Here is an 18,478-nt window from a genome sequence, read left to right on the forward strand (position 1 = left end):
CCGCAGGCTGCGCGCCGGCCGGGCTTAGGCGCGTCGCAGGTGGGTACGGGGGTGGGCATGGACGACAACACACCCATCATCTCGGGCGTCCCGGCAGCGGCCCGCACCGTGGACGCCAATGGCCGGCACGAGGCCCGCACGGGGGCGGACCAGGAGTGGACCGCGGAGGATCTCGCCGCGGCCGAGGGCCACGACCCGACACCGAAGAACATCCGCCGCGCCCAGCTCGAGCTCGACCGGCTCGGCCCGGCCGCGATCGAGAAAACCGTCCCGTAACCCGAAACCGCCCGCGCATCGCTTCAGGCCGCGCTGTCCGAGGCATGCGGCGCTTCGGGACGCGGCGCTTGGGCGCGCATTCCGAAGCGCGCTCGCCGGCGCCGGCCTCGACGCGCGCCAAACGAGCCGACCGACCACATGGCGCCGCCCCACCGTGGCGGCGCCCGAGCGGCCGGGCCGAGCGCTTCGCTCGTGCCCGGGCGTTACTGTCCCAGCCCGGCGCTACTGTCCCAGCCCGGCGCTACTGCCCCAGCCCGGCGCTACTGCCCAGCCCGGCGCGCTTCGCTCGCGCGCCCCGCTCTCGCGCCCAGCGCCTCTTGCTCACGCACACCGGTGATGTTACGGTCCACGCGTCGAACTGATTCGACATCATCGTCGAACTGATTCGAAGGCGAAGTGCCCCAGACCGTACGGGTGCGAACGGTCGCGAGACCCGGGGCGGACAGCGGTGAGTGGGAGGAGGAGACTCGGGCAATGGCAGTGACGATCGCGGACGTGGCCAAGCACGCCGGCGTGTCGCGCAGCACGGTCTCCTACGTGCTCAGCGGCAACCGGTCCATCTCGGCCGAGACGATCGCCCGGGTCGAGGCGAGCATCGCGGAGCTTCAGTTCCGCCCGCACGCCGGGGCGCGCTCGATCCGCACCAAGCGCACCGGCGTCATCGCCATGGCGCTGCCGCTCGTGCACGGGCCGCACAACCAGGTCCAGATGCCCTACGTGTGGGCGGCGCTGACCGCGGCCCAGGACGCCGGGCTGAAGCTGCTCATGCTCACCGACGACGACGGCGCGTCCGCGATCCGCGACGCCGTCGGCACCGCGGCCGTCGACGGCGTGATGCTGATGGAGGTGCAGCACAAGGACCCCCGGGCCAAGCTGCTGCGCTCCCTGAAGTGCCCCGCCGTCCTCGTCGGCACGCCGGACAACCCCTACGGCCTGCCGTACGTCGACTTCGACTTCGCCGCCTGCGGGCGCGCCGCCGCCGAGCACCTCCTCGAGCGCGGACACGCCCACGTCGGCTTCCTCGGCCAGCACCCGGAGACGTACCGGCGCGGCGTCGCGTACGCCGCGCACGCGCGCGACGGGGCCCTCGACGCACTGCGCGAACAGGGCGCACAGGCCACCTGGACGTCCTGCCTGCCCTCGGCCGGCGGGGTCGTCGACGCGCTGAGCGAACTACTCGGCCGCGACCCGGACATCACCGCGATGGTCGTCTACAACGAGTGGGCGCTGCCGCTGGTCGTCGACCGGCTCGCCGGGCTCGGCCGGCCCGACGTCGACATCGTCGCCATCTGCCCCGACGACGCCGTCGACCGGCTCGCCACGCCGGTCACCTCGGTGTCGCTGCCGGTGGAGGAGCTCGCCCGCACCGCGGTGCAGCGCCTCGCCGGGCTGCTCAACAACGAGGTCCAGCCCTCCGTCACGATGCTGGCCCCCGTGCTCAAGGTTCGCTGAGAAAACCGGCCAAACCAGCCCCAACACCCCTTGTGATTTGTCGAATCAGTTCGACAAACAGAAAGGCGCACCCCGAGATGAGAAAGCTCGCCGCCGCATTCGCCGTCACCCTCACCGCCGTCGCGCTCGCCGCGTGCGGCAACGGCACCGGCAGTACCAAGGACGACAACAACACCCTGACCGAGATCGACTACTACGAGGCCGCGCCGCAGAACACGCAGCTGCCGAAGCTGCTCGACGAGTGCGGCGCACAGGTCGGCGTGAAGGTCCAGCACCAGCAGGTCCCGCGGGCCCAGTTCATGCCGAAGCTGCTGCAGCAGGCCTCCTCGCGCTCGCTGCCGGACCTGGCCCTGGTCGACAACCCCGACCTGCCGCAGCTCGCGGCCACCGGCGGCCTCGTGCCGCTCAAGGACCTGTCCACCGACGGGCTCTACCCGTCGATCGTGGCCGCCGGCAAGTACAAGGGCGACACCTACGGCATCGCGCCCGGCGTCAACGGCCTCGCGCTGTACTACAACAAGGACCTCTTCACCCAGGCGAACCTGCAGCCGCCGAAGACCTGGGACGAGCTGACCGCCGCCGCGAAGGCCCTCACCAAGGGCACCCGCTACGGCATGGCCTTCTCCGCCGTGGGCACCGAGGAGGGCAGCTTCCAGTTCGAGCCGTTCTTCTGGACCGCCGGCGCGAGCCTGTCCAAGCTCGACTCCCCCGAGGCGGTCAAGGCCCTCGCCCTATGGAAGGACCTCGTGGAGGCCAAGGCCGCCTCGAAGTCCGTCGTCACCTGGACCCAGGCCGACGTCAACGACCAGTTCATGGCCGGCAACGCGGTGATGATGGTCAACGGGCCGTGGCAGCTGCCGACGCTGAACAAGAAGGCGGATCTCAAGTTCGGCATCGTGCCCATCCCGATCCCCTCGCCCACCGCCAAGCCGGTCACCCCGCTCGGCGGCGAGATGTGGACCGTCGGGCACAGCAACCCGCAGCGCGAGGCCAAGGCGCTGTCGGTGCTCAAGTGCCTGCTGAGCCAGGACAAGAGCCTCGAGTGGTCGAAGGCGGCCGGCTACATCCCGAGCAACCAGGCCGCCGCGCAGCAGCTCGCGCAGAGCGACCCGCAGCTCTCGGCGTTCGTCGAGGAGGTCGCCACCGCGCAGGCGCGCACCGCCGAGCTCGGCACCGCCTACCCGAAGGTCAGCGAGGCGCTGTTCAACGCGATCCAGGCGTGCCTGGCCGGCGGCAAGTCGCCGGAGGAGGCCCTCAAGGCCGCGCAGTCGGCCGCCGGATGACCTCCGAGCAATGAACCTGCGCAGACTGGCCTTCGTCGCTCCGGCGTGGCTGTACCTGATCGTGTTCTACCTGTACCCGCTCGCCACCAACGTGCGGATGGGCTTCCAGGATTTCACGGTCTCGTCCTTCTACACGGGCGTCGCGCCGTTCGCCGGGCTGCGGAACTACCGCGAGGTGCTCCGCGACCCGGCGTTCGCCGGCACCGTCACCAACACCGTGCTGTTCACCGCGGGGTCGCTGCTGTTCCAGTTCGGCATCGGCCTGGCCCTGGCGGTCTTCTTCCGGCGCAACTTCCCGCTGAACGGCGTGCTGCGCTCGCTGCTGCTGGTGCCGTGGCTGCTGCCGCTGGTGGTGTCCGGCACGGCGTGGCGGTGGATCCTCGAGACCGACTCGGGCGTGCTCAACCGGTCGCTGCTGAGCCTGCACCTCATCGACGAGCCGGTGCCGTGGCTGGCCAGCACGAGCGTGGCGCTCACCGCCGTCACGCTGGTCAACATCTGGGTCGGCATCCCGTTCAACATGGTCATCCTGTACGGCGGGCTGCAGTCCATCCCGGACGAGCTCTACGAGGCCGCACAGCTCGACGGCGCCGGCGCGTGGCGGCGCTTCCGGCACATCACGCTCCCGCTGCTGCGCCCGGTCACGTCGGTCGTGCTCACGCTCGGGCTGATCTACACGCTGAAGGTGTTCGACGTCATCATGGTGCTCACCCAGGGCGGCCCGGCCGACTCCTCGCAGACCCTGACGACCTTCTCCTACGACCTGTCGTTCCAGCAGCTCGCGTTCGGGCACGGCGCCGCGGTCGGCAACCTGCTGATCGTCGTCGCCGTGGTGTTCGCGATCGGCTACCTGCGCGCGGAACGGCGCTCGTCGTGAGGCGGGCGCTCAACACGGCCATCGGCGTGGTCGTCCTCGCCGTGATGCTGTTCCCGTTGTACTGGATGGTCAACGCCTCGCTGCTGCCGTCGACGGATCTCATCAAGCCGACGCCGACCTGGCTGCCGATCCACGGCACCCTCGACGGCTACCGCAATGCGCTGTCCAGCCAGGGCCGGCATCTGATCACCAGTGTGTACATCGCGCTGGGCACGGTCGGCGTCACGCTGCTCGTCGCCGTGCCGGCCGCCTTCGGCCTGGCCCAGCTCGGCGCGCCGCTGCGCCGGCCGCTGCTGTTCGGGCTGCTCGTGGCCCAGATGATCCCCGGCATCGTGATGGCCAACGCGTTCTACGTCGCGGCCAACGAGCTGTTCCTGCTCGACACGCCGCTGGCGCTCATCCTGGCCGACTCGACGCTGTGCGTGCCGTTCGCCGTGCTGATCCTGCACGCGTTCATGGGCGGCATCCCGGCGCAGATCCGCGAGGCCGCGCAGCTGGACGGCGCCTCGGCGCTGCGCACGCTGTGGTCGGTCATCCTGCCGGTGAGCCGCAACGCGGTCATCACCGCGGGGCTGTTCTCGTTCCTGTTCGCCTGGGCGGACTTCCTCTTCGCGGTCACCCTGACCACCCGCGACGAGGCCGCCCCCATCACCGTCGGCATCTACCGCTTCATCGGCGCGCACATCAGCGACTGGAACAGCGTCATGGCCACCGGGGTCATCGCCTCGCTGCCGGTCGCCGCGCTGCTCGTCGTCGCGCAACGGTACGTCGCGGCCGGCATCACCAGCGGCAGCGTCAAGGATTAGGAGACCGTCCACTGTGTCCACTCAGCTGACCTGGCGGCACGGCCACCACGTGCTCGTCGCCGAGCCGTGGGGCGCCGACAGCGTCCGGGTGCGCGCGGGCCTGCACCGCATCGTCGCCGGCCGGCCCGGTGCCCTGCTCGACGCGCCCCCGCCGACCGACGCGTCCATCGTGGACGGTGCCCTAGTCAACGGGCGGCTGCGGGTCGAGGTGAGCCCCGCCGGGCTGCTCACCGCGCGCCGCGCCGACACCGGCGAGGAACTGCTGCGCGAGGCGCCGGCGCACTTCTGGTGGCCGGGCGCGCGCCACTTCGAGCCCGCCGGCGGCGGGGGCCACCGCGTCGAGCAGCGCTTCGCCGCCTACGAGGGCGAGCGCTTCTACGGCCTCGGCCAGCACGGCCACGGCCGCTTCGACCAGAAGGGCATGGTGCTGGAGCTGCAGCAGCGCAACGGCGAGGTGAGCATCCCGTTCGCCGTGTCCAGCCGCGGCTACGGCCTGCTGTGGAACACCCCGGCGGTCGGCCGCGTCGAGCTCGCCGCCAACGGCACCCGCTGGGTCGCCGACCGGGCGCCGCAGATCGACTACTGGCTCACCTGCGGCGAGCCCGCCGAGATCCTGCGCCGCTACGGCGAGGCGACCGGGCCCGCGCCCGAGCTGCCGGCCTGGGCCTCCGGGTTCTGGCAGAGCAAGCTGCGCTACCGCGACCAGGCCGAGCTGCTCGAGGTCGCCCGGGAGTACCGTCGCCGCGGCCTGCCCCTGTCGGTCATCGTCGCCGACTACCTGCACTGGCGCCACCTCGGCGACTGGGACTGGGACACCGGCAACTGGCCCGACGCGGCGGCGATGACGCAGGAGCTGCGGGCGCTGGGCGTCGAGCTCGCGGTGTCGGTGTGGCCGTCGGTCAGCCCGCTGTCGGCCAACCACGCCGCCATGCGCGACACCGGGCTGCTGGTGGCGACCGACAACGGCAGCGGCGTACACGCGGAATGGCCCGACGGCGAGACCGACGCGCCGCTCGGCGTCTCGTTCTACGACGCCACCGACCCCCGGGCGCGGGAGTTCCTCTGGGCACGGGTGCACGAGTCGTACGGCAAGGACGGCATCCGCGCGTTCTGGCTCGACGCCTGCGAGCCCGAGATGCGCCCGGGCCACTTCCACAACCTGAGCCTGTCGGCCGGGCCGGGCGCCGAGGTCGCCAACCTCTACCCGCGCGAGCACGCCCGGGGCGCGTTCGAGTACCTGGTCCAGCAGGGCGAGACCGAGATCCTGACGCTGGTGCGCTCGGCCTGGGCCGGCTCGCAGCGCTACGGCGCGGCGCTGTGGTCGGGCGACATCCCGGCGACGTTCCCGGCGCTGCGGTCCTCGGTGCGGGCGGGGCTCAACGTCGCCATGAGCGGCATCCCGTGGTGGACGACCGACATCGGGGGCTTCCACGGCGGGGACCCGGCCGACCCGGCGTACCGGGAACTGCTCGTGCGCTGGTTCCAGTTCGGCGCCTTCTGCCCGCTGTTCCGCCTGCACGGCCACCGCGAGCCGCGCACCGAGCGGGCCGGCGTCGGCGACGGCGGCGGCCCGAACGAGGTGTGGTCCTACGGCGCGGAGGCCTACGAGATCCTGGCCGCGTTCCTGCGCCTGCGCGAGCGGCTGCGCCCCTACCTGCACGAGCAGCTGCGCGGCGGGCTGCCGCTGCTGCGCCCGCTGCTGCTGGAGTTCCCCGCCGACCCGGACGCCTGGGACGTCGAGGACGCCTTCCTGTTCGGCCGCGACCTGCTCGTCGCGCCCGTGCTCGAGCCCGGCGCGCGCCACCGCGAGGTGTACCTCCCGGCCGGCGCCGGCTGGACGCACACCGACACCGGCACCACCTTCGAGGGCGGGCAGCGCGTCAGCGTCGACGCGCCGCTGGCCCAGATCCCCTTGTTCCTACGAGACGACGCACGTCTCCCCATTCAGGAGGAATGATGTCCCGCGCAGCTCCGCCAGGCCGCCTCATCGCCGTCCTGCTCCTCGGCCTCGCCACGGTCGCCGTGCCGCTCATGGTCACGCCGTCCGCCGAGGCCGCCGACGTCACCGTGAACGTCGACCTGTCCGCCGTCGGCAAGGCGCCGACCTTCGCCGGCTCCGGGTTCCTCTACGGCCTGAACCAGGACGGCTCCGGGCCCGCCGACTCCCTCATGCAGCCGCTGCACCCGACGCTGTTCCGCGGCGGCGGGGCCCGCATCGCCGGGCACGGCTGGATCGGCGACGGCTACGCCGCCGGGTCCGGCTACCAGGTGCGGCTCAACTCCGCGATCGGGCAGGCCCGGCGGGTCACCGCCGCGCCGTACAACGCCGCGTACCACCTGCTCGTCTCCGACGTGTGGGGCGCCGACACCGAACAGCCGGCGAACACGGTGTACCCCTGCGACAACGGCGACTGCACCAACTGGCGCTCGTTCATCACCCGGCTCGTCACGGACGTGAAGGCGTCGGGGGCGCGGGTGCAGTACGACATCTGGAACGAGCCCGACGGCACCGGCTTCTGGCCGCGCGGCGTCAACAGCGAGCAGTACTACCGGATGTGGAACACCGCGGTGAACGAGATCCGGCGCCTGGACCCCGGCGCGGTCATCGTCGGCCCGTCGTACTCCGGCTACAACCACGGCTGGCTGGACGCCTGGGTGGCGCGCACGAAGGCCGACGGCACCCTGCCCAACGTGCTCAACTGGCACTTCGGCAACGACCCCCTCGCCGACTCCGCGGACGCCGCCGCGATCCTGTCCGCTCGTGGGGTCGCGGCGCTGCCGATGACGATCGACGAGTACCTCTTCTCGCAGCAACAGCAGCCGGGGTACCTCGCCTGGTTCCTGTCCCGCCTGGCCGCCTCCAACGTCACGGCGGCGGCGCACGCCATCTGGTCGGACTGCTGCGTGGCGGGCACGCTCGACTCCGTGCTGTGGAACGGGCAGCCGACCGGGCAGTGGTGGACGTACCGCGCCTACGCCCAGATGACCGGCAACCTCGTCGCCGCCACCGGTTCGGGGGCCGTCGGGGTCGCGGCGAGCGTCGATCGCAACGCCGGGCGCGCGGTCGCGCTGCTGGGCAACCAGACCGGCGAGACCGGCACCACCACGGTCGCCATCCGCGGGGTGCCGTCGTGGCTCGTCACCAACGGCAAGGCCCGGGTCACCGTGGCCCGCATCGCCAACCAGTCGCCGCTGACCGGTCCGGCGATCGTCAGCAGCGGCGACGTGACCGTCACCGGCGGTGCGCTGAACGTCGCCGTGCCAATGACGTCGGGCTCGGACGCGTACACCGTCACGCTGGGCACGCCGCTGGACGGCGGCACCACCGGCGGCCCGCTCGTCGTCGACGCCGACAGCGCCGACTTCACCTACGACGCCAACTGGGGCCGCACCACCGGCGTGCCCGACATGTTCAACGGCACCGCGAACTGGAGCCACGTCGCCGGTGCCACCGCCACGTTCCGCTTCACCGGCACCCAGGTCGCGCTGCACGCTGTGCGCGACGTCGACCAGGGCCGCATGACGGTCGCGGTCGACGGCGGCGCGCCGGTGACGATCGACAACTACGCCGCCACCCGCAACGCCTCCGGCGTCGTGTGGACCAGCGCGACACTGCCGTCCGGCGCGCACACGGTCACGATCGTCAACACCGGCCAGCGCAACCCGGCCAGCTCCGGCATCAACATCGCGCTGGACCGCGCCGACGTCACCCAGGCCGCCGTCGCCACGTACGACGGCACCGACGCCAGGTTCGCCTACGGCTCGGGCTGGGGCCTGACCACCGGCGTGCCGGACATGTTCAACGGCACCGCGAACTGGAGCTTCACGGCCGGTTCGACGGCGACGTTCAGCTTCACCGGCACGAGGGTCGCGCTGCACGCGGTCCGCGACGCCGACCAGCAGATCATGGCCCTGTCGCTGGACGGCGGCGCGGAGACCCTGGTCGACAACTACGCCGCCGCCCGCAACGCCTCCGGCGTCGTGTGGACGAGCCCGGTGCTCGCCGCCGGCCCGCACACGCTGCGCGTCCGGGTGACCGGCACGAAGAACGCCGCGAGCAGCGGCTGGAACATCGCCATCGACAGCGCCGACGTCACGCCGTAGGCGCTCCCCCGGTCCCGGCCGTGCTCGCGTACGGCCGGGACCGGTCGTACTTTGGTCGGATCCGCGGCGGCCGGCGGGACCATACGATGGAGGCGATGCCCGGCCTGCTGCGCTCCGTCTGGGACGAGCCGAGCCCGGCCGCCCCGCCCGCCCGGGTGTGGCGCGACTGGGTGCTCGTCGGCGGCTTCGCGCTCGCGATCGTCATCGAGGTCCTCGCCCGGCCCGGCCTGCCGTGGCGCTGGTTCGCCGGCGGCGTGGCCCTGGCCGTGCTGCCGACGCTGCTGTGGCGGCGGACCTACCCGCTGCGGATGGTCGCGATCGCGTTCGTCGTGTGCGGCCTCGCGCCGCTGGTGACCGGCCGCGACCTGGGCCTCAACGCCTTCGTGTACGTGCTGTTCCTCGCCTACGCGCTGCTGCGCTGGGGATCGGGCCGCGAGGTGCTCGCCGGCTGCGCGATCATCGCCGCGAAGCTGCTGTTCTCGCTGCTCGTGGGGTACATGCCGTGGAGCGACGCCTTCGGCGCCTTCGGCGTGCTGTTCGCGGTCACGGCGCTCGGCGCGGCGCTGCGCTACCGCACGCGCGCCCGCCAGCGCGAGCTGGACCAGGTGAAGCTGCTCGAGCGCGAGCGCCTGGCCCGCGACCTGCACGACACCGTCGCGCACCACGTGTCCGCCATGATCATCCGGGCGCAGGCGGGGCTGGCCACCGCGGCGAGCGACCCGTCGGCGGCCACCGACGCCTTGCGGGTCATCGAGGCGGAGGCGTCGCGGGCCCTGGCCGAGATGCGCGGGATCGTGAAGGTGCTGCGCACCGACGAGCCGGTCGACCTGGCACCGGCGCCCCGGGTCGCCGACCTGCACGGCCTGGCCGGCCGGCACGTGCTCGGCCCCGCCGTCGAGGTGGCGGTGACGGGAGACGTCGAGGACCTGCCGTCGCCGGTGGGAACCGCGCTGTACCGCCTGGCCCAGGAGTCCGTCACCAACGCCCGCCGCCACGCCCGCAACGCCACCCGCATCGAGGTCAGCGTGGTCGCCGACGACTCCTCCGTGCGCCTGCGGGTCACCGACGACGGCGAGGCGGCACCGGCCCGCGCCGCGTCGAGCGGGGGCTTCGGCCTCGCGGGGATGGTCGAGCGCGCCGGCCTGGTCGGTGGCACCTGCGAGGCGGGCCCCGGCCCCGGCCGGGGCTGGACCGTCACCGCCGTGCTGCCCCGCAGCTGACCCGCCGGCGCCGAAAGTACGGGAACATCGCGGTCCATGTTCCGATGAGGATGATCTTGCTGCGCGGCGAACATCGATGGCATGAAGGCGATCGTTCAGGAGCGGTACGGGTCGGCGGACACGCTGGAGCTGCGGGAGATCGAGCGGCCGGTGGCCGGCGACGGGGAGGTGCTGGTCCGGGTCCGCGCTGCCGCGGTCAACGCCCGGGACTGGCACATCATGCGCGGGGATCCCCGCCTCGCGCGGTACACGATGCCCGCCATGTTCGGGCGCAGCGGTCCCCGGCAGCGGGTGCGCGGCAGCGACTTCGCCGGCGTCGTCGAGGCCGTCGGCGCGGGCGTGACCGGCTACGAGCCGGGCGACGAGGTGTACGGGGACCTGCGCGAGGACGACGGGGCGTTCGCGCAGTACGCCCGCGTGCCCGTCGCCTGGATCGGGCACAAGCCCGCCGGGCTCACGTTCGAGCAGGCGGCCGCGGTGCCCCTCGCCGCAACGACGGCGCTCGCGGCGCTGCGGGACGCCGGGAAGGTCAAGGCCGGGGAGCACGTGCTGATCAACGGCGCCTCCGGCGGCGTCGGCACGTTCGCGGTACAGCTGGCCAAGGCCTACGGCGCCACCGTCACCGGCGTGTGCAGCACCCGCAACGCCGAGCTCGTCGCGGAGCTGGGCGCCGACCACGTCGTGGACTACACGCGGGAGGACTTCACGCGGGGCGGGCGGCGCTACGACGTCGTGCTCGACCTGGTCGCGAACCGCTCGCTCGGGGAGCTCAGGAGCGTCCTGACCGAGCACGGGCGGCTCGTGATGTCCGGCGGCGGGACCTCCGGCGGCGGGCGGCCGTCGTACTTCGGGCCGATGGCGCTGACGATCCGCGCGACGCTCGCCGCGAAGATGGGCGACCGGCGGGTCGTGCCGCTGCTCAACGTGCCGCCGAGCGCGCAGAGCCTCGCCACGCTGCGCGAGCACCTCGAGGCGGGCGAGATCACGCCGGCCGTCGACCGCACCTTTCCGCTCGAACGGGCGGCGGAAGCGGTGCGGTACCTCGAGATCGAGCACGCGCGCGCCAAGGTCGTCATCTCGGTGGCGTAGCTGGACTCGCGCGCTCGTTCTCAGGTGTTGTCACGCGATGACGCGCTCCACGCCGCCGAGTCCGGCCACGCCGACGGTCCCGGTGACCGCGCCGGTCGCGGGATCGATGCGCAGGACGGCGTCCGGCTGCCCGACGTACACATGCTGACTCGAAACCGCGATCCCCCGTGCGTCGGCGGGCAGGGTCCAGGTCGCCACGTGAGCCTTGGTGTCCCGGGCGAAGACCAGGACCCGCGAACCCACGGCGAGATGGATCCTGTCGACGCCGGCCGCGAGCGCGGCGCGACCGGTGACCGGTTCGAAGGTCAGCTCCTGCATCACCGCGAGAGCGTCGGCGTGGATCACCGCGGCCACCCCCTTGCCGGCGTCGGCCACCCACACCTCCTCGGCGCTCTGCGCGATGGTCAGGCCCTCGACCGGCCCGGTGCCGAAGGCGGCGGGCAGGTCCACGCAGACCGCCCAGCCGTCCCGCACGCTCAGGGTGTGCACAAACGCGTGCACGTCGGGCTTGCCGTCGCGGGCGCCCGGGTGCAGCAGGTCACGCACGTGCTGGTGGTCGGGCTGGTGGCTGTACAGCGTGAACAGCCGCTCCCGGCCCGGGTCGAACACCGCCTGGCGGCCCTCGCCGCGCATCTCCTCCTCGGCGCCCTCCGGCACGAGGACCTTCAACCCGGCGTTCTCCCCGGGCAGGTTCAACGCCTTGAGCTGGCCGGCGGCGAGGTCCAGCACCCGCACGCGGTACCGATCCGGATGCTCCGGCGGGAGCATGTCGAGGACGAACAACGAGGTACCGCTCGAGGAGAACGCCTCGGGCTGGACGAACCCGGGAAGCGTCAGGCGATGCCGCTCCCCGGTCGGCCCCCCGACCACGATCGTCGTCTCGGTGCGGCCCGCAGGGTCGCCGTCGACGAGCGCGACGAGGCTCGCATCCGGCGCGACGGCCGCGAGCCGCATCCGGCCGCGCACCGCGGTCGCGGTGACAATGACGCCGGTCGTCGCGTCGCGGACCACGACGCGGCCGTCCGTATCAACGCCGACCAGTCGGTTGCCGGTCAGCAGCGTGCCGCCCGCGACCCGGCGGGCGGTGCCGGAGTCCAGCACCGCCAGCCCGTCAGGCAGGGACACGGCGAGCAGCTCCCCCGGCTGACCCCCCGGCTGAGATTTGGTGGCAGGGCGGGGCGACGTGCACCCGGCGAGGAACACCACACCGCCCAGGCCCAGCAGTTCCCGACGCTTCATGTCCATGACGAGCCACCGGACGGCGGAGCCGTTCCCGGAATCATCGACGATTTTCGGGAGATGAATATTCGCGCTGCGCTGGACAGCCGTGCGGCTTGGCCGGTCAGTGCGCGCGGGAACCGAAGGCGCCCGCCGACCGGTCGCCGTCCAGGCACGCTTCGTCGATGTCGTGGGCCAGCACGCCCGCGTCGAGGACCTGCGCTCCCGGAGAGACCGCGTCCACCAGGTCGGGCAGCACGATGGCCAGCTGCCAGGCGACGGCCACGGCGCTGCAGCTGGTGAATCTGGCCAGGTCGTCGATCGCGTCATCGCCGACCGCCGCGTGTGCCTGGGCGACCGACATCGACCGGTTGTGCACGTCGTCGGACAGCCAGCTGTGGTACTGCTCGGCGGTGGTCGAGGCGGCCAGGTCGAGCACGACCGCGCGCAACCGCGGCGCGCCGGGCTCGACCGCCCGGCCTCCCGACCGGACGTGAGCCAAGCCGAAGAGCAGCTCGCGCACCTCGAGGTCATCGAGCAGCATGGACAGCTTGCGGAGGTCCGCCGCGGTCATCCTCCCAATGTAGCCGCCCGGCGCGCCCACTCGGTCTTAAGTCGTTGTCAAGTCGCCGTGAAGTGGGTGCGCTGAAAGTTGCGGGCATGCGATCCACATATCGAGTCCTCGCCTACCTCGTCGCGGCCGGGGTGCTGGCCCAGGCGGCCAGCGTCGCCTACGCCTGGTTCACCGTCATCCAGCAGATCGACGAGGGCGGCGTCTTCGACAAGAACGAGGGCCCCAACCCCGGGCACCTCACGCACGCCATCACCGGCATGGCGGTCATCCCGCTCATCGCGCTCGCCTTCCTCGTCGTGTCCTTCTTCGCCCGCGTGCCCGGCGGGGTCCGGTGGGCCGGCCTCACGTTCGGCCTGACGGCGCTGCAGGTGGCGCTGGCGTTCGTGGCCTTCAGCGCGCCGGTGGTCGGCACGCTGCACGGGCTCAACGCGATCGCCCTGCTGGGCGTGCCGCTCGTCGCCGCACACCGCGCGAGGCGGGCCGGGACCGCCGCCGCGGCGCAGCCGGTCGCCGCCGCAGCATGAGCGGGCGGCGGTGGCGGGTCATCGGGGCCGCGGCGGCGGCCCTGGCGATCGCCGGGCCGCTGGGCTGGGCGTGGCAGGACAGCCTGATGCCCGGCTCGTACTCGATCATGGACATGGGGCATCCGGAGTACGGCGGCGGCCCCTCCCACGCGGGCATGCACCACGGCGGGGCGTCGGTGGCCGCGCTCACCGGGCCGCGGGAGGGGCCGGCCGACGTGTCGGTCACCCTCGTCGCCCGGGCGGAGCGGATCACCCTGCCGGACGGGCGGGCCATGGCGGGGTACACCCTCAACCACGCCTCTCCGGGGCCGGAGATCCGGGCACGGCAGGGGCAGCTGGTCGAGGTGCGGCTCGTCAACGAGTCCGTGTCCGGCGGCGTCACCCTGCACTGGCACGGCTACGACGTGCCCAACGCCGAGGACGGGGTCGCCGGCGTGACCCAGGACGCCGTCGCGCCCGGGCGGGAGCACGTGTACCGGTTCGTCGCGGCGGACGCGGGCACGTACTGGTACCACTCCCATCAGGTCTCGCACGAGCAGGTCCGGCTGGGGCTGTTCGGCGCGCTGGTCGTCACGCCGGCGGATGCGCCGGCCGACGCGCTCGCGCTGGTGCACACCTACGCCGGGCGGCGCACCATCGGCGGCCGGCCGGGCGTCACCGCGGTGCCGGCCGAGCCGGGCGCGACCGTGCGAGTCCGGGTGGTCAACACCGACCAGGGCACCATGCGCGCCTGGGTGTCGGGCGCGCCCTACCGCGTCGTGGCCGTCGACGGCCACGACGTCGCCTCGCCGCCGCCGGTGACCTCGGCCGCGCTCGTGCTGGCGGCCGGCGGGCGGGCCGACCTCGAGGTCACGGTGCCGACGGCGGGCGGCGCGGTCCGGGTCGACGTCGGCGCGGGAACGGCGCTGGTCGTCGGCTCGAGCGCCGCCGCGGCCCCGGCGGCGCCCGAGCCGCGGGCCACCGTCGACCTGTTGTCCTACGGCTCGCCGGCGCCGCTCGGGTTCGATCCGGCCGCCGCCACCCGGCGCTTCGAGTACCGCATCGGGCGGCGGCCCGGCTTCCTCGACGGCCGACCGGGGATGTGGTGGACGATCAACGGCCGGCTGTACCCGGACGTGCCGATGTTCATGGTCGACCGCGGCGACGTGGTGCGCATGACGATCGCGAACGACAGCGGCGAGGCGCACCCGATGCACCTGCACGGCCACCACGCGGTTGTGCTGAGCCGCAACGGCGTCGCGGCGACCGGCAGCCCCTGGTGGACGGACTCGCTGGAGGTCGCCGACGGCGAGACGTACGAGACCGCGTTCGTCGCCGACAACCCCGGCGTGTGGGTCGACCACTGCCACAACCTGGCCCACGCCACGGAGGGGCTGCTCGCCCACCTCGCCTACACCGGCGTCACGACGCCGTTCCGCATCGGCGGCGACGGCCACAACCACCCCGAGTGAGCCGACCGGCGCCGCGGGCGCGAGAGCGGCGACCGGCAGGGCGGTCGCCGCTCTCGCGTGGCTCAGCTCAGGAAGCCGCCGTATGGGCCGGCGAGGATCGAGTTCTTCTGCGCCTGGCTGAAGTGGGTGTCCGGGTAGCTGTAGAACGACGCCGACATCGGCGTGCCGTCCGTGGACGTCGAGTCCGGCAGCCCGAAGGCGTGCCCGAGCTCGTGCACCATGCCGCCGTACCACCGGTTCATCGCGCCGTTGGTCCCGGCCGCGCCGTCGGCGTCGTGCCCGCTGAGCAGCACCCACCCGACGCTGGCCCCGCCGCCGGACTTGCCGACGTCCTCGGCGCTGATCTCGCCGACGCACAGCCATCGGCTGTCCGGGTTGCCCAGCGCGAGCCGGCGCCGCAGCTCCTGCTGCATGTTGCTGACCACGCACCAGTACCGGTCGCCGTTGGGATCGCAGTTCGTGTTGATGTACCAGGCGGCGTCGTGCTCGCCGTTGACGGTCTCCACGACCGTGGTGTTGAGCGTGAACGTCTTGCCGAGCTCCTGCCGGTAGTAGCGCTGCGCCTCGCGCATCACGGCGGCGATACCGTCCGGGTACCGCTGGCTGAACGCGACATCCGTCGGCTTGAGCCAGAACACCCGCACCGTCTTCACCGCGGGCGTGGTTCCCCCGCTGGGCGTCGTGCTCGGTGTCGCGCTCGGCGTGGCACTCCCGCTCGGAGTGACGCTGCCGGTGCACGCGACGTTGTTGAGCCGGAAGCTCGTCGGCACCGGGTTGGCGCCGGTCCAGGCCCCGTTGAACCCGAACGACGTGCTCGCCCCCGTGCCCAGCGCGCCGTTGTAACCCGCGTTCACGGCCGTCACCGCGGAGCCGCTCTGGGTCACCGTGGCGTTCCACGCCTGCGTGACGGTCTGGCCACCGGCGAAGGTCCACGTCAGCGTCCAGCCGTTGATCGGGTCGCCGAGATTGGTGACCGCCACGCCGGCGCCGAAGCCGCCCTGCCATTGCGCCGTGACCGTGTACACCACCCGGCACCCGGCCGCGGCCGCCCCAGCCGTCGTGGCGACGACGGCCCCGCTCGCGACGAGCCCGGCCGTGGCAGCGAACAGCACCGCACTGCGAAGTCGCCGACGCTGCATCGCCCACCTCCTTCATTCACAACCTCGAATGGGACGCGGGTCACTGTGCGCGCCGAAAACCTTTTCGGCAAGCTGGGCATGAAACTTTCAAGCGGTCCTGGCCAGGCACGGGGCCGCGGGGGCGCGCGGGAGCGCCCGGCAGGCGGTAGCGTCGCCGCATGGTCGAGTTCCAGGACGCGGATCTGCGCGGTTCCCGGTTCCGCAACGTGCACCTGGGCGGGACACAGTTCCGCCACGTCGACATGAGCGAGGCCGAGCTGCGCGGCGTCCTGCTGCGCGCGGTGGTCATGCGCGGGGTCGAGCTGATCGACGTCGACATCGAGGGCGAGGTGCGCGGCCTGACCGTCAACGGCGTCGAGGTCGGCGCCTACGTCGAGGCCGAGCTCGACCGGCGCCAGCCCGAGCGGCGGCTCATGCGCCCGGCCGACGCGGCCGGGTTCCGGCTGGCGTGGGAGACCCTCGAGAAGCTGTGGGAAGGCACCGTCGCGCGCGCCCGCCGCCTGCCGCCCGAGCGGCTGCACGAGTCCGTCGGCGGCGAGTGGTCGTTCATCGAGACGCTGCGGCACCTGGTGTTCGCCTCCGAGGCGTGGGTGCTGCGCGCGGTGCTCGGCGACCCGGCGCCGTGGCACCCGCTGAGCCTGCCGTGGGACGAGATGCCCGACGCCGACGGCGTGCCGCGCGACCGGGAGGCCCGCCCGGCGCTGGACGAGATCCTCGCGGTGCTGGGCGAGCGGCGGGCGACGGTGCGGGCGGTGATCTGGCAGCAGACCGACGAGTCGCTGGACCGCACCGTCGAGCCGGTCGAGGGACCCGGCTGGCCGGAGCCGTATGCGTTCCCGGTCCGGGAATGCCTGCAGGTGGTGCTCAACGAGGAGTACCAGCACCGGCTGTACGCCGAACGCGACCTGGAGGCGCTCGGCCCGACGCCGTCAGGGGAACCGGTAGCGTACGCTCCCTAACATCCGCGGGTAGCCTCGTTCGGGTGACGGACACCGACCGGCAGACGCGGCAGCGGCGCAGCGCCGCGGACACCCGCGAACACATCCTTCGCGTCGCGCACGACCTCTTCTACGGCGGCGGCCTGCACGCGACCGGCGTCGACAAGGTGGCGGATGCGGCACAGGTGGCGCCGACCACGCTGTACCGCGCCTTCGGCAGCAAGGATGACCTCGTCGCGGCGTACGTGCACCGGGCCGATCTGCTGAACCGGGAGTGGATCGAGGCGGCGATCCGCCGGGCGCCGGACGACCCGCGCTCGGCGGTCCTCGCCGTCTTCGACGGGCTGCGCTCGCACCTCGATCCGGCCACCTACCGCGGGTGCGTGTGCCAGATGACGCTGGCCGAGTACGCGGACGGCGCGCCCCGCCGGGCCGCGGTGGCGGCCAAGGAGTGGCTGCACGCGCGGTTCGCCGGCCTGCTGCGCGACGGCGGCGCCGGGGATCCCGGCGGGCTCGCCGGCCAGCTGATGGTGATCTACGAGGGTGCGCTCGCGTCCGCGCAGTGCCTCGGCACCGCCGAACCGGCGGTGCAGGCCCGCGCCCTTGCGGAGCTGCTGCTCGACCGCGGGCTGTGACGCCCATCATGTTAGGGATCGTTCCCTTACTTTGCTACGGTCGGGGCATGGACCTCAGCCTCGCCGGCAAGACCGCCGTGGTGACCGGGGGCAGCAAGGGCGTCGGCCTCGCGGTCGTGCGCGCCCTGCTCGCCGAGGGCGCCCGCGTCGTCACCGGATCGCGCACCGTCACGCCCGAGCTCGCGCAGACCGCCGCCGTCCCCGTAACGGTCGACCTCGCCACGGCGCGGGGCGCCGCCGAGCTCGTCGAGCGGGCCCGCGCGCACCTCGGCGGCATCGACCTGCTCATCAACAACGTCGGCGTCGGCGACCCGGAGCGGCTCGTCGACGGCGCGGTGCGGCCCGTGGCCGAGCTGCCCGACGCCGACTGGACCGACGCCTTCGAGCTGACCTTCTACAGCGCCCTGCGCGTGAGCCGGGCCGCGCTGCCGAGCCTGGTCGAACGGCGCGGCGTGATCGTGAACGTCTCGTCGGCCGGCGCACACGCCGTCACCGCCGGGCCGGTGACCTACAACGTGGCGAAGGCGGCGCTCAACGCCCTGACGAAGGTCATCGCCGAGCAGTACGGCGGGCAGGGCGTCCGCGCGATCACGGTCTCCCCCGGCCCGGTGAGCACCGCCGTCTGGACGGACCCCGACGGGTTCATCGGCCGGGTCGGGCGCCGGCAGGGGCTCGACCACGAGACGTTCGCCGCACAGCTGCAGCAGTCGCTCGGCGCATCGACGGGCCGGATCTCGACGCCCGACGAGGTGGCTCGGCTCGTCGTCTTCGCCGCGGCTCCCAACAACATCAACGGCGCGGAGCTGATCGTGGACGGCGGCCTGCTCAAGCACGCCTGACCTGGCCGACCCGGGACCTCCACGGCGTGATCGGCATTACGTGGCCATTATTC

The 18,478-nt window shown here is 72.9% G+C and carries 17 protein-coding genes; 14 read left to right on the forward strand and 3 right to left on the reverse strand.

Features of this window, described 5'->3' with window-relative positions; translation table 11 throughout:
* The first annotated feature begins 57 nt into the window (after positions 1-57).
* The 9 genes from ABD901_RS38860 to ABD901_RS38900 all read left to right on the forward strand — a co-directional run bounded on the left by ABD901_RS38860 (position 58) and on the right by ABD901_RS38900 (position 11,107).
* The gene (locus tag ABD901_RS38860; protein ID WP_345135101.1) at positions 58-276 is read left to right on the forward strand and encodes a hypothetical protein; all 219 of its coding nucleotides are present in this window, start codon (positions 58-60) and stop codon (positions 274-276) included.
* A gap of 474 nt (positions 277-750) precedes the next feature.
* Complete coding sequence (locus ABD901_RS38865; protein ID WP_345135103.1) at positions 751-1,728, forward strand: LacI family DNA-binding transcriptional regulator; 978 nt, start codon at positions 751-753, stop codon at positions 1,726-1,728.
* A 77-nt stretch (positions 1,729-1,805) separates the two neighbouring features.
* The gene (locus tag ABD901_RS38870) at positions 1,806-3,011 is read left to right on the forward strand and encodes a sugar ABC transporter substrate-binding protein (RefSeq protein WP_345135105.1); all 1,206 of its coding nucleotides are present in this window, start codon (positions 1,806-1,808) and stop codon (positions 3,009-3,011) included.
* A 10-nt stretch (positions 3,012-3,021) separates the two neighbouring features.
* Positions 3,022-3,888: a carbohydrate ABC transporter permease gene (locus tag ABD901_RS38875; protein ID WP_345135107.1), complete on the forward strand. Its 867-nt coding sequence runs from the start codon at positions 3,022-3,024 to the stop codon at positions 3,886-3,888.
* On the forward strand, positions 3,885-4,694 hold the full coding sequence (locus ABD901_RS38880; RefSeq protein ID WP_345135109.1) for a carbohydrate ABC transporter permease: 810 nt from the start codon (positions 3,885-3,887) through the stop codon (positions 4,692-4,694). The genes ABD901_RS38875 and ABD901_RS38880 overlap by 4 nt, the downstream gene beginning before the upstream one ends.
* 13 nt (positions 4,695-4,707) lie before the next feature.
* The gene (locus ABD901_RS38885; RefSeq protein WP_345135111.1) at positions 4,708-6,651 is read left to right on the forward strand and encodes a glycoside hydrolase family 31 protein; all 1,944 of its coding nucleotides are present in this window, start codon (positions 4,708-4,710) and stop codon (positions 6,649-6,651) included.
* Positions 6,651-8,798, forward strand: a complete 2,148-nt coding sequence (locus ABD901_RS38890; protein WP_345135113.1) for a hypothetical protein — start codon at positions 6,651-6,653, stop codon at positions 8,796-8,798. Before ABD901_RS38885 ends, ABD901_RS38890 begins: the two co-directional genes overlap by 1 nt.
* A 95-nt stretch (positions 8,799-8,893) precedes the next feature.
* Complete coding sequence (locus ABD901_RS38895) at positions 8,894-10,018, forward strand: sensor histidine kinase (protein WP_345135115.1); 1,125 nt, start codon at positions 8,894-8,896, stop codon at positions 10,016-10,018.
* 81 nt (positions 10,019-10,099) lie between these two features.
* Entirely contained in the window at positions 10,100-11,107 is a 1,008-nt protein-coding gene (locus tag ABD901_RS38900) for an NAD(P)-dependent alcohol dehydrogenase (protein WP_345135118.1), read from the forward strand.
* Positions 11,108-11,137: 30 nt separating this feature from the next.
* On the opposite strand, the gene ABD901_RS38905 is transcribed toward ABD901_RS38900, so the two are convergent.
* Together ABD901_RS38905 and ABD901_RS38910 are read right to left on the reverse strand one after the other, a co-directional pair.
* Positions 11,138-12,352, reverse strand: coding sequence for a YncE family protein (locus tag ABD901_RS38905; protein WP_345135120.1), 1,215 nt, complete (start codon positions 12,350-12,352; stop codon positions 11,138-11,140).
* A 97-nt stretch (positions 12,353-12,449) separates the two neighbouring features.
* On the reverse strand, positions 12,450-12,899 hold the full coding sequence (locus ABD901_RS38910; protein ID WP_345135122.1) for a YidB family protein: 450 nt from the start codon (positions 12,897-12,899) through the stop codon (positions 12,450-12,452).
* Between the two features lie 86 nt (positions 12,900-12,985).
* Between ABD901_RS38910 and ABD901_RS38915 the strand changes: the two genes are divergently transcribed.
* On the forward strand, positions 12,986-13,423 hold the full coding sequence (locus tag ABD901_RS38915; protein ID WP_345135124.1) for a hypothetical protein: 438 nt from the start codon (positions 12,986-12,988) through the stop codon (positions 13,421-13,423).
* Complete coding sequence (locus tag ABD901_RS38920; protein ID WP_345135126.1) at positions 13,420-14,874, forward strand: multicopper oxidase family protein; 1,455 nt, start codon at positions 13,420-13,422, stop codon at positions 14,872-14,874. Before ABD901_RS38915 ends, ABD901_RS38920 begins: the two co-directional genes overlap by 4 nt.
* A 62-nt stretch (positions 14,875-14,936) precedes the next feature.
* Here the strand turns inward: ABD901_RS38920 and ABD901_RS38925 are convergent, their stop codons facing one another.
* The gene (locus ABD901_RS38925) at positions 14,937-16,013 is read right to left on the reverse strand and encodes a cellulose binding domain-containing protein (protein ID WP_345135128.1); all 1,077 of its coding nucleotides are present in this window, start codon (positions 16,011-16,013) and stop codon (positions 14,937-14,939) included.
* Between the two features lie 158 nt (positions 16,014-16,171).
* On the opposite strand from ABD901_RS38925, the gene ABD901_RS38930 reads away from it, so the two are divergent.
* From ABD901_RS38930 to ABD901_RS38940, 3 genes are read left to right on the forward strand one after another with little or no spacing between them, the layout of a single operon-like run.
* Positions 16,172-16,972, forward strand: coding sequence for a DinB family protein (locus ABD901_RS38930; RefSeq protein WP_345135130.1), 801 nt, complete (start codon positions 16,172-16,174; stop codon positions 16,970-16,972).
* 23 nt (positions 16,973-16,995) lie between these two features.
* Entirely contained in the window at positions 16,996-17,586 is a 591-nt protein-coding gene (locus ABD901_RS38935; protein WP_345135132.1) for a TetR/AcrR family transcriptional regulator, read from the forward strand.
* Between the two features lie 47 nt (positions 17,587-17,633).
* Positions 17,634-18,425: an SDR family NAD(P)-dependent oxidoreductase gene (locus ABD901_RS38940; protein ID WP_345135134.1), complete on the forward strand. Its 792-nt coding sequence runs from the start codon at positions 17,634-17,636 to the stop codon at positions 18,423-18,425.
* Positions 18,426-18,478 lie beyond the last annotated feature (53 nt).

This window comes from Dactylosporangium darangshiense (assembly GCF_039537565.1).
GTDB lineage: Bacteria > Actinomycetota > Actinomycetes > Mycobacteriales > Micromonosporaceae > Dactylosporangium > Dactylosporangium darangshiense.

Bases quoted from the DNA above. Each gene is read 5' to 3' on its own strand.
- ABD901_RS38870 (WP_345135105.1), top strand. From the start codon at position 1,806: ATGAGAAAGCTCGCCGCCGCATTCGCCGTCACCCTCACCGCCGTCGCG.
- ABD901_RS38920 (WP_345135126.1), top strand. From the start codon at position 13,420: ATGAGCGGGCGGCGGTGGCGGGTCATCGGGGCCGCGGCGGCGGCCCTG.
- ABD901_RS38930 (WP_345135130.1), top strand. From the start codon at position 16,172: ATGGTCGAGTTCCAGGACGCGGATCTGCGCGGTTCCCGGTTCCGCAAC.
- ABD901_RS38895 (WP_345135115.1), top strand. From the start codon at position 8,894: ATGCCCGGCCTGCTGCGCTCCGTCTGGGACGAGCCGAGCCCGGCCGCC.
- ABD901_RS38940 (WP_345135134.1), top strand. From the start codon at position 17,634: ATGGACCTCAGCCTCGCCGGCAAGACCGCCGTGGTGACCGGGGGCAGC.
- ABD901_RS38890 (WP_345135113.1), top strand. From the start codon at position 6,651: ATGTCCCGCGCAGCTCCGCCAGGCCGCCTCATCGCCGTCCTGCTCCTC.
- ABD901_RS38905 (WP_345135120.1), bottom strand. From the start codon at position 12,352: ATGGACATGAAGCGTCGGGAACTGCTGGGCCTGGGCGGTGTGGTGTTC.
- ABD901_RS38900 (WP_345135118.1), top strand. From the start codon at position 10,100: ATGAAGGCGATCGTTCAGGAGCGGTACGGGTCGGCGGACACGCTGGAG.
- ABD901_RS38910 (WP_345135122.1), bottom strand. From the start codon at position 12,899: ATGACCGCGGCGGACCTCCGCAAGCTGTCCATGCTGCTCGATGACCTC.
- ABD901_RS38875 (WP_345135107.1), top strand. From the start codon at position 3,022: ATGAACCTGCGCAGACTGGCCTTCGTCGCTCCGGCGTGGCTGTACCTG.
- ABD901_RS38925 (WP_345135128.1), bottom strand. From the start codon at position 16,013: ATGCAGCGTCGGCGACTTCGCAGTGCGGTGCTGTTCGCTGCCACGGCC.
- ABD901_RS38915 (WP_345135124.1), top strand. From the start codon at position 12,986: ATGCGATCCACATATCGAGTCCTCGCCTACCTCGTCGCGGCCGGGGTG.
- ABD901_RS38860 (WP_345135101.1), top strand. From the start codon at position 58: ATGGACGACAACACACCCATCATCTCGGGCGTCCCGGCAGCGGCCCGC.
- ABD901_RS38865 (WP_345135103.1), top strand. From the start codon at position 751: ATGGCAGTGACGATCGCGGACGTGGCCAAGCACGCCGGCGTGTCGCGC.